This window comes from Comamonas sp. GW821-FHT11H03, assembly GCF_058807955.1.
The window spans coordinates 13927-27864 of the sequence record NZ_JBXARF010000003.1; the positions used below are offsets into that span (position 1 = coordinate 13927).

The 13938-nt window shown below is 56.8% G+C and carries 12 protein-coding genes and 1 pseudogene; 6 read left to right on the plus strand and 7 right to left on the minus strand.

Going from position 1 to position 13938, the window contains the following annotated elements; genetic code table 11:
- Window positions 1–442 precede the first annotated feature (442 nt).
- The 3 genes from AC1RTQ_RS08435 (at window position 443) to AC1RTQ_RS08445 (ending at window position 4235) form a co-directional block, all read left to right on the plus strand.
- Window positions 443–1639: a ferredoxin reductase family protein gene (locus AC1RTQ_RS08435; protein WP_492875001.1), complete on the plus strand. Its 1197-nt coding sequence runs from the start codon at window positions 443–445 to the stop codon at window positions 1637–1639.
- Between the two features lie 650 nt (window positions 1640–2289).
- A complete protein-coding gene (gene rbp, locus AC1RTQ_RS08440) occupies window positions 2290–2637 on the plus strand; it encodes an RNA-binding regulator (protein ID WP_302090436.1) in 348 nt (115 codons plus the stop codon).
- Between the two features lie 503 nt (window positions 2638–3140).
- The gene (locus tag AC1RTQ_RS08445; RefSeq protein WP_492875002.1) at window positions 3141–4235 is read left to right on the plus strand and encodes a porin; all 1095 of its coding nucleotides are present in this window, start codon (window positions 3141–3143) and stop codon (window positions 4233–4235) included.
- A gap of 111 nt (window positions 4236–4346) precedes the next feature.
- Here the strand turns inward: AC1RTQ_RS08445 and AC1RTQ_RS08450 are convergent.
- A pseudogene (locus tag AC1RTQ_RS08450) lies at window positions 4347–5061 on the minus strand (integrase core domain-containing protein); the annotation flags it as partial.
- Between the two features lie 168 nt (window positions 5062–5229).
- Window positions 5230–5655, minus strand: coding sequence for a nuclear transport factor 2 family protein (locus AC1RTQ_RS08455; RefSeq protein ID WP_304349493.1), 426 nt, complete (start codon window positions 5653–5655; stop codon window positions 5230–5232).
- Between the two features lie 471 nt (window positions 5656–6126).
- Here AC1RTQ_RS08455 and AC1RTQ_RS08460 point away from each other — a divergent pair, with 471 nt between their 5' ends.
- Window positions 6127–6336: a TOBE domain-containing protein gene (locus AC1RTQ_RS08460; protein WP_492875003.1), complete on the plus strand. Its 210-nt coding sequence runs from the start codon at window positions 6127–6129 to the stop codon at window positions 6334–6336.
- A 221-nt stretch (window positions 6337–6557) separates the two neighbouring features.
- Here AC1RTQ_RS08460 and AC1RTQ_RS08465 read toward each other — a convergent pair whose 3' ends face one another.
- Window positions 6558–6890 (minus strand): hypothetical protein, encoded by a 333-nt coding sequence (locus tag AC1RTQ_RS08465; protein WP_492875004.1) that lies wholly within the window; start codon window positions 6888–6890, stop codon window positions 6558–6560.
- Window positions 6891–7179: 289 nt separating this feature from the next.
- Between AC1RTQ_RS08465 and AC1RTQ_RS08470 the strand changes: the two genes are divergently transcribed.
- Both AC1RTQ_RS08470 and blaOXA read left to right on the plus strand, forming a co-directional pair.
- Window positions 7180–7596, plus strand: a complete 417-nt coding sequence (locus AC1RTQ_RS08470; protein WP_492875005.1) for a VOC family protein — start codon at window positions 7180–7182, stop codon at window positions 7594–7596.
- 200 nt (window positions 7597–7796) lie between these two features.
- Window positions 7797–8597, plus strand: a complete 801-nt coding sequence (blaOXA, locus tag AC1RTQ_RS08475) for a class D beta-lactamase (RefSeq protein ID WP_302090440.1) — start codon at window positions 7797–7799, stop codon at window positions 8595–8597.
- 312 nt (window positions 8598–8909) lie between these two features.
- Here blaOXA and AC1RTQ_RS08480 read toward each other — a convergent pair whose 3' ends face one another.
- From AC1RTQ_RS08480 to AC1RTQ_RS08495, 4 genes are all read right to left on the minus strand, one after another.
- Window positions 8910–9386, minus strand: coding sequence for a LuxR C-terminal-related transcriptional regulator (locus AC1RTQ_RS08480; protein ID WP_492875006.1), 477 nt, complete (start codon window positions 9384–9386; stop codon window positions 8910–8912).
- Between the two features lie 245 nt (window positions 9387–9631).
- Window positions 9632–10474 (minus strand): glyoxalase III HchA, encoded by an 843-nt coding sequence (gene hchA, locus AC1RTQ_RS08485; RefSeq protein WP_492875007.1) that lies wholly within the window; start codon window positions 10472–10474, stop codon window positions 9632–9634.
- A 119-nt stretch (window positions 10475–10593) separates the two neighbouring features.
- Window positions 10594–12252, minus strand: a complete 1659-nt coding sequence (locus AC1RTQ_RS08490; RefSeq protein WP_492875449.1) for a sensor domain-containing diguanylate cyclase — start codon at window positions 12250–12252, stop codon at window positions 10594–10596.
- 240 nt (window positions 12253–12492) lie between these two features.
- Entirely contained in the window at window positions 12493–13884 is a 1392-nt protein-coding gene (locus AC1RTQ_RS08495) for an aminotransferase-like domain-containing protein (RefSeq protein WP_492875008.1), read from the minus strand.
- Between the last annotated feature and the right edge of the window lie 54 nt (window positions 13885–13938).

Consider the following 13938-nt stretch of genomic DNA (forward strand, 5'->3'; position numbering starts at 1 on the left):
GCAATGGTGGAGCACGCAGGCTAACGCAATGGGGTGTCAGCGGCAATATGAGCAAGGGCAGGGGGCTGGGGCCGTGGCCGACCTGCAGCAGGATCTGCTCGCGCCCGGACGCGATTCTTGTCGTTGTCGGGCGGGCGGCAATATTGCGCTGTGAATCAGTTGGGTATGGATAGCGCCTATCGAGTGCCATGTTAGCCTTGCCTTGATCAGTCTTGAACAAGCTCGAATGTGCTGGAGCCGCCTGCGGCGAACGAACCAGAGCTATGGCGTGTATCTGTTTTTGCACTCTGGATCTGCCGGCCATTGAGCAAACCGGAGTGCTGTCTTGCGCCGTTCTATTCTTCTTGTCCTTGCTTCTTTCTTCGTGATTTGGGCAGTGGAGGCTTTTTGGCTGTCGCCGTCACCGCCTGGTGATCTGCTGTGGGTGATGCGGCAGGAAGGCATGCTGCTTACCGGTATTCTGGCCTTGGGTGCCATGACTGCCATCATGGTCCTTGCCTTGCGCCCTCGGTGGGTGGAGTCGCCTTTGGGCGGCATGGATAAGGCCTACCGTTTGCACAAGTGGCTGGGCATCATTGCCATTACGTTGAGCTTGGCGCATTGGCTGGCCAAGCAGTCCAAGCCCCTCATCGCGACAGCTATTGGCAGCACTGGCAGGCTGGCCAAGGTACCGGTGCCCGAGTGGGTCAGCCTCCTGAAGCCCTATGCGAAAACCCTGGGCGAATGGACCTTCTATGCATTGATCCTGATGTTGGTCATTACGCTTGCTCGTCGCGCAGTGCCGTACAAGCGCTGGTACTGGTTTCATCGATTCATGCCCCTGGCGTATCTGATACTGGTGTTTCATGGCGTTGTGCTGACTCCTCCTGGCTATTGGAGCGGTGTGGGCGGCTGGCTCCTGGCGTTGACAATGGCCTTCGGCGTCGTGGCCGCCGTGATGCAACTGGTGCGTGACATGCGGTCGCGCTATCCCCATGCGGGCACCGTAATGTCATTCACGCAGCTCGGAGATGTGCTGGAGGTGCAGTGCCGTATGGATGATTCCTGGCCGGGCCATGCTGCGGGGCAATTCGCCTTTTTGCGCCTGGCAGGGGAGCAAGAGGCGCACCCGTTCACGCTGTCCGATGCCGACCAGCAAGATCATGTGGTGCGCTTTCACATCAAACAACTGGGCGACTGGACTCGCAGCCTGCCCGAGCGTCTGCAGCCCGGCATCGTTGTGGAGCTGGACGGTCCTTATGGCCGCTTTGTGCCTCCGGATCACGACGATGGTGCCGTGCACGTATGGGTTGGCGCCGGCGTTGGCGCGACTCCTTTTCTTTCCTGGCTGGGGCAGCTTCACCATGACGGACATGCTCCCCAGGCCTGGTTGCAATACGCCTGTCAGCATGCGGCCGACCCTCTTGCTCGAGCTTTGGAAGAGGCTGCGGCGCTTCATCCCGATGTGCATCTGGATATCTTTGCCGACGGCCATCGCTGGACGCCCAAAGAGGTGCTTCAACGTTACCAGGCCGACAAGCCATTGCGGGTGTGGTTCTGTGGTCCTGCAGCCATGGGCAAGCAATTGGAGCTGGCGCTCAAACAGTCGTTGCCTGCTGCTTCATGGCAACTGCACAGGGAGCACTTCGAGTTTCGTTGACCCAGTGCCCCTGTGTGCAGGCCTGCCGCAATCGGGCACCGGCCACCTGGGGCTAGGGCCCTTGATCGAAGAGCACACGCAATAAGATTGAAAGCTAAAAATAATAAAAATTGCCTTTTTTATAAAAATGAATTATGATGGCCGACGTTGCGAAATAATTTCAACAGATCGCAGCGCCAGGGCTTAGGTCACCAAGTCCTTTACCTGGAAATTTCGCGAGATTTATCGCACCGTTAGCTGTCGAGCAGCAGCTAATTGAGTTTTCGAAAGCTCATGCAGGTCTTCAAGTCCTGCTTTCTGATTGAACTAGATTCCTCTGTCTCCTATTGCTATGGGCAAGTACTTCGTTACGCCCGCATCCCAAAAGACCCATTGCGGTCGCTTTCAAGCTTCCTTCGCACTTCAGCGCACAAGGCAAAACAGCAGCTACTGCCGTATTTTTCGCTTTGACAAAACATTTGCCTCGACCGAAGCAGCAAAAATCTATGCTGTGACGCAAGGCTGGCTGCATACATCCATGCAGCCCTCTACGTGCTGAGCTGTAAACAAGCGCTCATCTTTATCCGGTTGCTACGGACTCCCACTCCCACAGCCATATGCAAACGATGCGTCAATCCTTGGCGCGTCAATCAATAGAAAAGGCTCCTTCCATGAGTACTAAAATTTACGTTGGCAACCTGCCTTACTCCGTCACCGATTCCAGCCTGAAAAGCAATTTTTCTGAATTTGGAAGCGTTACCTCTGCCAAAGTCATGATGGACCGCGATACCGGGCGCTCTAAAGGCTTTGCGTTTGTAGAAATGGCAACTGCAGACGCCTCTCAGGCTGCTATCGCGGCACTGAATGGAATGTCTGTCGATGGACGTTCGATCGTGGTCAACCTTGCTAAACCTCGCGAAGAGGGTCGTGGATTCGGTGGCAATCGCGAGTTCCGCGCCACTTCTCGTCCTAATGTTGGCTATGGCAATGACGGCTATGGCGGTGGTTCCAGCTACTGATTTAGCTACAAGCCCCCAGAAAAACGCCCCACGCTTGAGGGCGTTTTTTTGCGTCTGGACCTTGCTTCGCTTAGCAGGATCTATGGGCTTCGGGATGACTGCAAGGCGCAGGGAGCAGGGAGCAGTCTCCTGTCTTCCGCTGCTGTTGGCCAGCAGCCATCCTTCGTTCATTTTCTCCGTAGTGGACAGTTCCACCTAGTGTTTTACCGCAAGGGAAAGCACCGACCCAATGTGCTGATTTTTCTCTTGAATTGCTTATGAAAAATAAACAAAATTCATCGGCAATTGGTTATGTGCCATACCTAAATGGATGCTAGGGAGTTGGGCCTCAAGTTGGCTTGGCCTGAGAAAGTGATGCCGGCAACCGAGCGGTGGGCTACCGGTGGCTGGCTCGCTCCTAGTTGTTCACTTGCACCCGATGCGCTAACGATGAGGAGGGTGGTGGCAAAAATCAAAGCACGGAGAGTTTTTGTAGTTCGAAGATTCAAACAAGGGAGACAAAATTGATTAAAAAAATAGCTAGCACCATTGCGCTGATGAGCCTGGGAGGGCTCGCACACGCTCAATCATCTGTCCAGATTTACGGAATCATGGACACGGCCGTCGAAACCATGAACAACGTGGGAGCAAACAAGTCCAGCCTCACACGCATGCCCAATCTCACAGGCAGCGTTCCCTCCCGCCTGGGCTTTCGCGGCCGCGAAGATCTGGGGGGCGGCTTGAGCGCATCCTTCACGCTGGAGATGGGGATCGGTACTGACAGCGGCGCACTCAATCAGGGCGGACGCGGCTTTGGGCGCCAATCATTCGTCAGCCTGAACGGGCCCTGGGGTTCGCTGGGACTGGGTCGTCAGTACACCATGCTGTTCTGGTCCGTGCTCGATGCCGATGTAATCGGGCCTAGCCTTCACAGCATGGGAAACCTGGATAGCTATTTCCCCAATGCGCGTGCCGACAATGCAATCTCCTACAAAGGCACGTTTTCGGGCCTGACCGTTGGCGCAACCTATAGCTTTGGGCGCGATGCCGTCAATGCAGGCCCCAGCCCAGGCGGCACCAACTGCGCAGGTGAAAGCAGCACAGACTCCAAGACCTGCCGCGAGTGGTCAGCCATGCTCAAGTACGACACAGCGGCATGGGGTGCAGCATTCGCCCATGATGAGCTGCGCGGCGGCCCCGGTGCTTTCGCAGGGTTGACGAGCAGCGACAAGGTTGACAAGCGCACCATGCTCAATGGCTACGTGAAACTTGGCGGAGCCAAGATCGGTGCGGGCTACATGCGTCGCAAGAATGACGGATATGTCGCTTCGCCACGCAATGACTTGTGGTTTGTCGGTGTGACCTACCCCATGGGTCCGTGGACGGTCGACGCTCAGTACAACCAGCTCAAGTACAAGGACAACGCGGACAAGGGTCAGCTGCTGGTACTGCGCGGCACCTACAACCTGTCCAAGCGCACTGCAGTTTATGCCTCGCTGGGCTATGTGAAGAATAGCGGCAATGCTGCTTTTGGGGCCAGTGGTGCCCAGGCCGGAGGAACACCTATGCCGGGTGTCAATCAGACGGGCTTTGGTGCAGGCGTGCGTCATTCGTTCTGAAGTCCACGCAATGAAAGAGCGAGTGAGGGTTGCTTGCGGCCTCACTCGCTTTTTTTGAGATGGTTCGAAATTCAGCATACCAGCGCCCGTTACAGTTTCAGCGAGACAATAAATGTTCAGTCCCACGGTGCGATGGTGCGGGTGAAGTCCAAAGCGACTTGGATCTTTTTCCCACGCCTCGTATATCGAACGGAATGGTGTCTTCCACCTGAGCGCTTTCAAGTGCTTGCCGAAGTTGTAGCTTTGAACGAATGCCTGGACATGCTCCCGTAGCTGCTCCAGGCCCTCTTACTCAAGCGCCTTGATCGTGGATTCCTTGATGGTCCGATTCATGCGCTCGACCATGCCGTTCGTCAAGGGGGGACGGCTTGGTATGTCGTTTCTTGACGCCATTGAACTTGCAGATGAGCTCGAAGATGTGACCGAAGCATGTGTCGGTGACGCCGCCTCTGACGTGTTCTTGCCCTGTGAAGGCGATGCCGTTGTCCGTCACAACGGTATGTATGCGGTACGGGAAGGCCACAAGCACCTGCCGGAGGCACTGCGCTGCATTGGCTTTGGTGGCCCTGTCAAAGAAGGCAACGTGCGTGAATTTTGTGACGCGGTCGATAGCGACAAACATGTGCTGTTTGCCGCAGGAGATCTTCATTTCGGCGCTGTCGATGTGTACGAAACCCAGTGTCGTTTCTTCAAACTTTCCGTGCCTTCGTGGTACCTGCGTTGCAGGCTGTCGGCTGATGCAGTGAAGCTGCAGGCAACAATGCCAGGCGCTGCGGCTGAGCCTGCGTGCTGTCTTCAGGAGCGGCCCTATGAGATCGTCCAGCAGGCGAATTGCCATAGTGCTTTCTCCTGTTCCAGGCTGAAGAATGCGCCATGACTTCCTGGGACCGTACATCTTAGCCGCCATCTCAGGGCGCTGTTCACAACTGGGGAGCAATCGCGGCTGTACACCAAACAATGCGAAAAGTCGCAGGCTTGTGCCAAAGCGTGTGGATCAGGCCATATTTGCGGCCCAACTGCGAACTTGCTTTCGTGATTTGATTTTCCAGCCATCCTTTGTGCGTTCGAGGCTGTCCTCATACCAAAGGCCGCTGACAGAAGTAGTTTCTTTGCCTTCAGGTGTCTTGCCTGTCATGGGAACGATGGCCGCAGATCGCGCGGTGGCGATATTTCCTGTGAGATCAATTTTGACTGTAGAGACTGTGTGCTGTGTCGAGGCTAGGCTGCCAAGGATTGGTACAAAAAATTTTTGCAGCTCGGCAGGAGAGCCTTTGGGTCCACCAAAAGCGGTGAAGTCCAAAATCGCATCAGGAAGAAATATCGCTTGAAACGAGTGCCAGTCCTTTTCGTCTAAGGCATGACAGTATCGTGCCAGGAGTTCGTTGATTTCTACCTTGTCCGAGATGTCCTGAAGTGTCATTGCTAGCTCCGTTTGGAAATCATGATTTGAACCAATCAAGACAATACGTGCATCGTCCGATGAGGCATCGTCTGTATCGACTAGCGCGCATGTGGCGGTGCTGTGTTGGGAGCATTTCAACTTCCGCTTTTGATTGCACTTGGGGGTAAAGCACGACCCTTATCGGACATTCTCTAAGTCAGCTGGGTGCCGTGTTCTGTTGGAACCCTGATCGAGATGGACGGAGACGCTGATGGTCGCGTTGCGGTAGTAGGTATCAGTTGATGGCTGTGTAAGCGCTGCACATGGCGTTTGCGTGCGACTCACTAAGGCTGGCGAATGTATGCCGCCGACAATCGATTGCGGCTGTCGCTGCTCGGCCCATTGCAGTCATACAGCTGCTGATAGGATCTCTATATGGCAGCGCTTCTACAGCCATCGAGTCGCTAAATATATGCTGTTGTCCGTCGTCATTTCTCAGATACAGATACTATGAAAATCAGCGCTTGCAATGTCTTGCAAGGCAAGGTTATCTCGATTGTCACGGGCCCAGTTAGCACGGAATTGACACTAGAAGTTGTCCCTGGTGTGAGAGTCACGTCCTCTATCACCTCAACGTCGGCCCAGTCCCTAGGATTGAAAGAAGGCGACAACGCGTATGCCGTCATTAAGGCATCATCGGTTATGGTTGCTGTGGATTGAACAGTTCTTCTGTCTAAGCAAAAAGGCTCCTGTAGGAGCCTTTTCTATCCAGCCAGTTCAGATCAATTGCATGCGCAAAGTTGAAAACTTCTTTAGCGAGCACATCAATCTCCAGACCGGCGCAGCGAATAGCACGGCGAGGTCTGCACAGACGTCAACAGGAATCAGAAGCCGGACAATGGATTGCTGCGCTTCTGAATTCAGAGGTGTCTGAGGTTCAATCAGGTCAGGTGGTCTTCCACAATCAACCAGCCCATGCTCCCAATACCATCATTGATGATGTCCAAGTGGTTGCCGCCCTCGTATACACGAATGTTCTGACCCACGAAGGCTTTGGGTGCAACGCGCTCAATATTGGACAGGGCCAGCCTTATTTGCTCGCCAAGCTCAGAAAGCGACTTTTGAGAGTAGTCGAGGTCGATAGCCTCGGCCAGCAGTCCATAGATAACTCTCTTTTTTCCCTCCTCAGGGAAAGCGAGCACCTTTGTATGCAAGAGCTCTGCATTCGAAAAGTTGCGACCAGTGAGCTTTTCAAAAACTTCAATGCTTGGCAAAGTTCCCTCCTAGCGCTGCGTGACTTAATGTAACCAGCATAGTCGAGCGCATTGAAGAGATGCAAGCACCAAGAGCGCGTAGTTACGCCTACTTCACTAATGAATTCAGGACTGCAAACGATCCGGAGCAGCCGCTGAACAGCGTTTGTCAATCGTCCTTGGGTGCTTGATCCTGCCTGTGAAAGGCTTCCGATCGGAAAAATGTCCCTGATGCTCGCCGAACGTTTGGGGTTTCATCACACCAGGTGCATACGATTACGAGTGTGCATGTCCGCAGCAGGAGATCGCCATGAGCCAATTCAGTATTCAGCACATTGATCACATCGTGTTGCGCGTAGCCGACCTGGAGCGAAGCATCCGCTTCTACCAAGCCGTGCTGGGCTGTACCTTGGTGAAGCGTCGCGAGGATCTGGGTATGGTTCACCTGAGAGCTGGTGCATCCATGATTGACCTGGTGGATGTCGAGGGCCCGTTAGGCCGTGCGGGCGGACCGGCGGCCTCAAGCGAGCGCAGAAATGTCGATCATTTTTGCCTGCGTATCGAGCCTTTTGATGAGCAAGCCATCCTCTCCCACCTGGCTGGTCACGGTCTCGAGGCGGATAGGGCGGTCCGACGCTTTGGCGCTGACGGCATGGGTCTCTCCATCTACTGCAAAGATCCGGACGGCAATCAGCTTGAACTTAAGGGGCCTGCGAGCGTTGACTGACAACTCAGGCGGCAGTCGTCCCCCCCGGAGCGCTTGCTATGTCTGACTTGGTTGGTTGAAAGACAGCCTCTGACTGTGGATTCAAGCGATTGCGGCTGTCGCTGTCCGGCCCGCAAGAGACGCTCTCCCTAGCGGCAAGTCGACACAGTCAATGCCCCGGACACTTCAGGACGAGTTCGTTTGGCCATTAAACTAGCCGCATGAATCGACGTAGTTTGGTCTTATCCGCCCTGGCCGCAGGGTTTGCTCAAGTGACAGTGGCTGGCCCTCAGCTTCAAGAAATGACCGAATGGTCTCGGTTTTTCACAGAAGCCGATGCCCAAGGCAGCATCGTTGTTCTCGATGCACGCGATAACTCAGAAACTACCCACGTCTACAACGTGTCGCGTGCCGGTCGGCGTTACTCGCCAGCCTCTACCTTCAAGATTCCACACAGCCTTTTTGCGCTTGATGCAGGGCTGCTGCGTGACGAATTTCAGCTCATTCAATGGGATGGTGTGAAACGACCTGTGGCGGCGTGGAACGTGGATCAGAATCTGCGCTCGGCGATGAGGAACTCCACTGTCTGGGTGTATGAGCGCTTCGCCAAGGAACTCGGCAATGCACGTGAGACCGCTTATATGCGGAAGATAGGGTACGGCAATGCGGTCGCCACTGGCGACAAGCCATTCTGGGTTGAGGGCGACCTCGCCATTTCATCCTTCGAGCAGATTGCTTTCTTGCAACGGCTTTACCGTAATCAACTGCCATTCCAGGTCGAGCATCAGCGGCTTGTGAAGGACGTGATGGTCAATGAAGCGGGGCCTGACTGGATACTGCGCGCAAAAACGGGCTGGACCGGAAAAATCGGCTGGTGGGTCGGCTGGGTAGAGTGGCCCAGCGGCCCCGTCTTCTTCGCCTTGAACATGGACACTCCCAACAGGCTTGCCGACCTTGCCAAGCGGCAAAGCATCACTCGCGATGTCTTGCGCTCCATTAAAGCGCTACCCACTTCACCATAGATTCTGTACCGGGAGGGCCGTGTCTTGAAGATCTCTTGCGGGCGGTTTGGCCCCTCCGTTTGCATGCTCGATAGCGACACCTGAGTGAGCATTGGATGCGCGCCTGGAAGATCGGCTCTTGGCAGATAATGGGCAGCCTATAAGGGGCAGCAGCTAGGCCGTTCATCAGATACGCCGATTGGTGCCAGAGCGATTGGCCGCTCAGCCTCTTTCACAGCTCCAGCCGGTCACTGATCCGTGTCGTGCATCTCTATCGGGATCACGCTGCGCTTGTCCTGCTTGTCTGGCGGCAGCTTGAGCCGGCATTGACAGTCAGGCGACGATCTCTCCGTTGCGGATCGCCATGCGAATGGCCTGTCCCGTCGTGGCGACGCCCAGACGCTTGCGGATGCGGCGCAGGTAGTTTTCCACAGTGTGTTCGGACAGACCGAGGGTTGCGGCAATCTCCGTCTGCCGCCGGCTGGCGGCCGTCCACGCAAGCACCTCGCGTTCGCGATCGGACAGGCTGCCGAGCGCCTCTTGCGGGGGCAGTTCCAGTAGCCTGCGCGCCGTGCGGAACGCGGTTTGGGTGATCAGTTCCAGCGCCAGCCGGGCCTGCGGCGAGGCATCGATGCGCTCGCCGCTCAGGCTCATCGTGCCTTCCTGGCCCAAGAGGCCGAATATAGGCACTTGCAGGCCGTGGATACCTGAGCCCTGCGTCGCGTGGACGACGGTGTAACGTTCGCCCCGATCGCCGTTCGTCTTGGTCCGGAAGAAGGGCTGGTTCGTCTCCAGGATGTGGCGCGTCACCGGGCAGCGCCGCAGGTAGGTTTCAGCATCGACCGGCGCGCCCGTGCCGAACCGGTCTCGCCCTCGATCCAGTAGATGCGCTCCACTGAATCGTCCCGAGCACTGGAGGCCGAGAACAGCACAAAACGGTCGAACCCCAGCGGCGCGCCGACCGCACGCGCCGTATCCTGGATTGCGGCGAGACTGCGGGCACCCTATAAGACAAGGGCTCCTTGAATGCCGCCTGTGCGATTGCGATGCTTATCTCAGGCCGTGACTTCCTTGAGCAAGGTTTCGGCCGCCAGCTTGCCAAGCGCATTGCCAGCCAGCGGGCTGTTGCCGGTGATCAGCTGGCGGTCCCGGTGCACGGCACCCGATATGCCGTCGTTGACGATCTCGAAACCCAGGGCCTTGAGCCTTTCGCCGAACTTCCAGGCCAGGTGACCTGGCATGTAGCTGATGGCAGGGGTCTGCGCATCGAGTGCGTCGGGGAAGGCGCAGATCTTGTAGCCTCGGTAGATGTCACTGTCGCCAACCGCGAGGAAGGCAGCAGGGCCGTGGCACAGGGAGATGATGAACCGGTTGTTGGCCGCCGCCCATTCCAGCACCGCTCCCACATCACGTCTGTCGGGGATACCGATCAGCGCACCATGCCCGCCGGGGACGAAGATGGCAGCGTACTGCCTCAGCCCCTGCTCAAGCACCGTAGACAGGCGTAGCGGCTCCTTGAATTGGGAGTGGTACTTGTTGAAGAAGTCCTTGACCCTATCGTCTTCGGAAGGCATTGCCCAGAACTCGAACTTGACGGGATTTCCCGATACCGTCGCCACATCGAACGCGAAGCCCGCCTTGTCCATGTGGTACATGGGCAGCAGCGTCTCGACCGGGTGGTTGCCGGTGGAGAAGAAGCTGCCGTTGTCGGTCAGCAGGTAGCGCTCGTCTGTACCGATCATCAGGATCTTCTTGCTGCCTTGGTAGGTCTTCGTGTATTCGGCGCCGCTCAGGTCGGACTTGGGCGACGTGAACTGACTGAGCGAGTAGGGGGAGGGAAAGAACGCATTGAGCTCGGCCGGATCCGGTTGCTTGTCGGGAGTCGATGCCTCAGCCATGGGGCACCTCCGAGGTAGTTTGCGGAGTGCACAACAATGCTGCGGCAAGAACCCTGTGGCAATGAGGGATTTCCGTCAATGCGGGTCAGGCTAAGCCGGAATTTTGCTCCTGGTCTGTTTCAGGCTCGCACGGAACCAAAGTCGGAAGGCGAAACCTGGAGTCGCTCCTCCAATTTGCGTGTCTCAGTGGCTGAATCACCTGCTGAGTCACTTTTGGCCGACTGCATTTGCGATGCTCGCCGAGCCTGTTTGTCCGCATACATGCACTGGTCAGCCTCCTTGAGCACAGCCTGCGGAGAGCTGGCGGATGGATCTGCACTCACAATGCCAAAGCTTGCTCCTGGATAGTCGAAGCTGCACTCGGCAAATTTATAGGTTCCGATCAGCAGCGGTGCCAATCGGCTGTGCATGGCTTCAAGAGCCTTGTCCTGATCCATTGGGTCAGGCGGAGCAATCAGTCCGATGACGACGAATTCATCACCACCTAGCCGCCCCAGCATGTCGCTCTTGCGCAAACCCGCAGACATGCGCTGGCCGACTTCGACGAGGAATTGGTCACCGACCACATGTCCGTAGGTATCGTTGATCGCCTTGAACCCATCCAGATCGATGAAAGCCACCAGGACCCATTGCTGCGTGCGGCCCGCTAAAGCGAATAGCCGGTCCAGTTGAGCCATCACATTGCGCCGGTTCGGCAGATTGGTCAGTGCATCATGGTTCGCAGCATGCCGCTCGTCCTGCCGACGCATCACCATTTGCCCGATCACGTGACTGGATAGCAGGATGAAAAGCAGGCCGATCGCTGCCACCAGCCCTGCTATCCAATAGTGCTGCCGACGCATGGCAGGCAGGTGATCCAGGGCAGCCATCGTTATCAGCTGGTACTGTGTTTGGGATAGCGGCTCACGCCGTAGCAGATAGGGTATGCCATCGATGAGCCACTGGTCAGCATGGCCGGAGCTGGCTATGGCTCGCACATCCAGAGCTATTCCTGGATCTTCATAATTGTCTGGTGAAGATGGCATGCTGGAAGACCGCGCAGAACCCGGCGAAAGAAGCGCTGCCGCATTGCGGAGCATGAATGGAGCAGACGAAGCGGTGGTCACTCTTCCCTGTCGATCCACGATCAGTGCAATGTGCTGTCCCGTCAGGTAGAGCGCTATCTCCGGGGCATCGAACTTCACCGTGACGGAGCCCAGAGGCACGTCGTCTTCGTTCTCGATGCGGCTTGCCACAAAGTAGGACGGCGTCTTGTTCAGCCGGGCGATACCGAACGAATGGCCATTGCCGTCACGCAATGCATCGATCAAATAGGGACGGCCAGAGTAGATCATGCCCACGATGCTGTCAGGCTCGTCCCAGTTGCTGGCCGTCACCGTGTCGTCCGACATGTTGTTCATGTAGATGCGGGCATAGCGCAGATCGCTGCAGAGTTCATGCATGAAGTCGCCGACTTTGCGCACCAACGGATCCTGCGTGAATTGCGATGCGCGCTGCTGGCGCGTGAGTCTGGCCAGACTTGGCGGATCGTCGCGATACCGGGTGGCCAGCTGGATCACCGAACCCTGGCGCGCCACCATATTGGCCACGCTCAACATTTCCGTGAACAGCCGGTCCATGATGCGTGCGGTCGTCTTGACTTCGTATTCGACGCTGACCGCCAAGCGATCCAGCTCTGCACCCACGACTCGCTTTGACATCCACCACCCCAGACCGGCCACCAAGGTCAGCCACGCAACGGCCATTCCCAGTGTCGCCATGCGCACTGTGGGCCGCATTGACTGTTTGCGCTTAGCTTGTTGCGGTAATGCCTTGCCCACGTACTCCCTCCAGGCTGTTTTTAGCGCATGGTAACAAGTACGTCTGGAGCGAAAAGTCAGGAAAAGTCATGGGTGAAGCTGGTGTCGTGGCCGTATGAGTCCTCTTCGAAAAAAAGCCGGAGCAGTCAATGGTTGAACTGGCCTGGATGCGACCGCATTGAGGGCGCTCCTGAATGGTGAGCCGTCTTTCCCGAGTACTTAAACCACCGCAGCGCTGAACGGCTCGGGTCTTCGTGCCAGCAGATGAGACAGCCTTTGAAGGCCCGTCTGCAAGCGTCCACGGTCCTTGATGCTGCCCAACGAGATGCGAATGGCATTGACGCAGTCGCTGCCGGTGGCGAATGCCTCCACTGGAGTGACTGCGATGCCCTCGCTGTCGGCTGCACGCGCAAGCTGTGAGGAGCTCCAATATCCAGGCAACTCGAGCCATATATGCAGGCCGTCTCCTGTGCCGCTGTACCTCCCCGCCAGAATATCCCTGGCCATCCAGTGACGCAGGCGCGCCTCCTTGCGTACGCCCTCCATCAAAGCGGCAGCCGAGCCGTCGAGGATCCACTGTGTGGCCAGTGCGGCCGTCAGAGGAGCGACCATCAGCGAAAATGACCTGAGCGCGACCAGGAAACGTTCGCGTTCATGCGGGTCACGTATGAGTACGAAGGCAACACGCAAACCGGGCGTCAGGCATTTCGACAGGGTCGAGATGTAGCACACCTGTTCCGGGACAAACGCGGCAATAGGTGGTGGCGGTGCATCGGCCAGCAGCCAGTAAGGATCATCCTCGACGATGCGTACATTGCAACGCTTCGCGATGTTGGCGAGCTCCTTGCGCCGGCGCTCCGGAATGGTGATGGCGGTCGGGTTCTGCAACGTGGGATTGAGGTAGATCAGCCCGGGCTGGTGCTGATGGCAGGTCTGCTCGAGCATCTCGGGCATCATCCCGTGCTGGTCCGCTTTCACCGCAACGATGCGCCGGCCGAGTTGGGTCGCGGCAGTACGCAGGCCCGGATAACTTGCTGGCTCTGTCAATATCACATCGCCAGGCTTCGTCAGAGCCAGGATCAATGCGGCAATTGCCGCTTGCGCGCCCGGACAGACAACAACCTGCTCTGAATCCAGAGTTCCAAACATCGGGTCCAGCCATCTGGCTCCTGCCTTACGGTCGGAGTCGCTTCCTCCGCCCAGGTGGTAAGTCATCAGCAATGCGGTGTCTGCCCCCATCATTACCTGAGAAAGGCCTTGCTTCAGCAGGTCGTCGAAGTCCACGCCAGCAGGTGGAGGAGGAGTGTTCATGCTCAGGTCGAGGACCGAGGTCAGTTCAACTTTCGGCGCCGCAACATAAGTACCTCGCGCGCCGCGACCCTCCAGCAGATGGCGGCGTCTGGCTTCGTCGTATGCGCGCGTGACCGTCGTCAGGTCGAGGTTCAACTGTGCTGCCAACTGGCGCTGCGGAGGCAGACGATCACCTGGCTTCAGCAATCCGTCCGTCATTGCCGCCTGCAAGGCATCCGCAATCTGCAAGAAGCGCGGCCCGCCATGCACGGCTAATCGCGGCAGCCAAACTGGCAAACTGTCATCTTGTATGGTTTTCATACGCAGACATTTTGTCTTAATGTATGGAAATTGTTTTTAAGTAATATGTCTCAG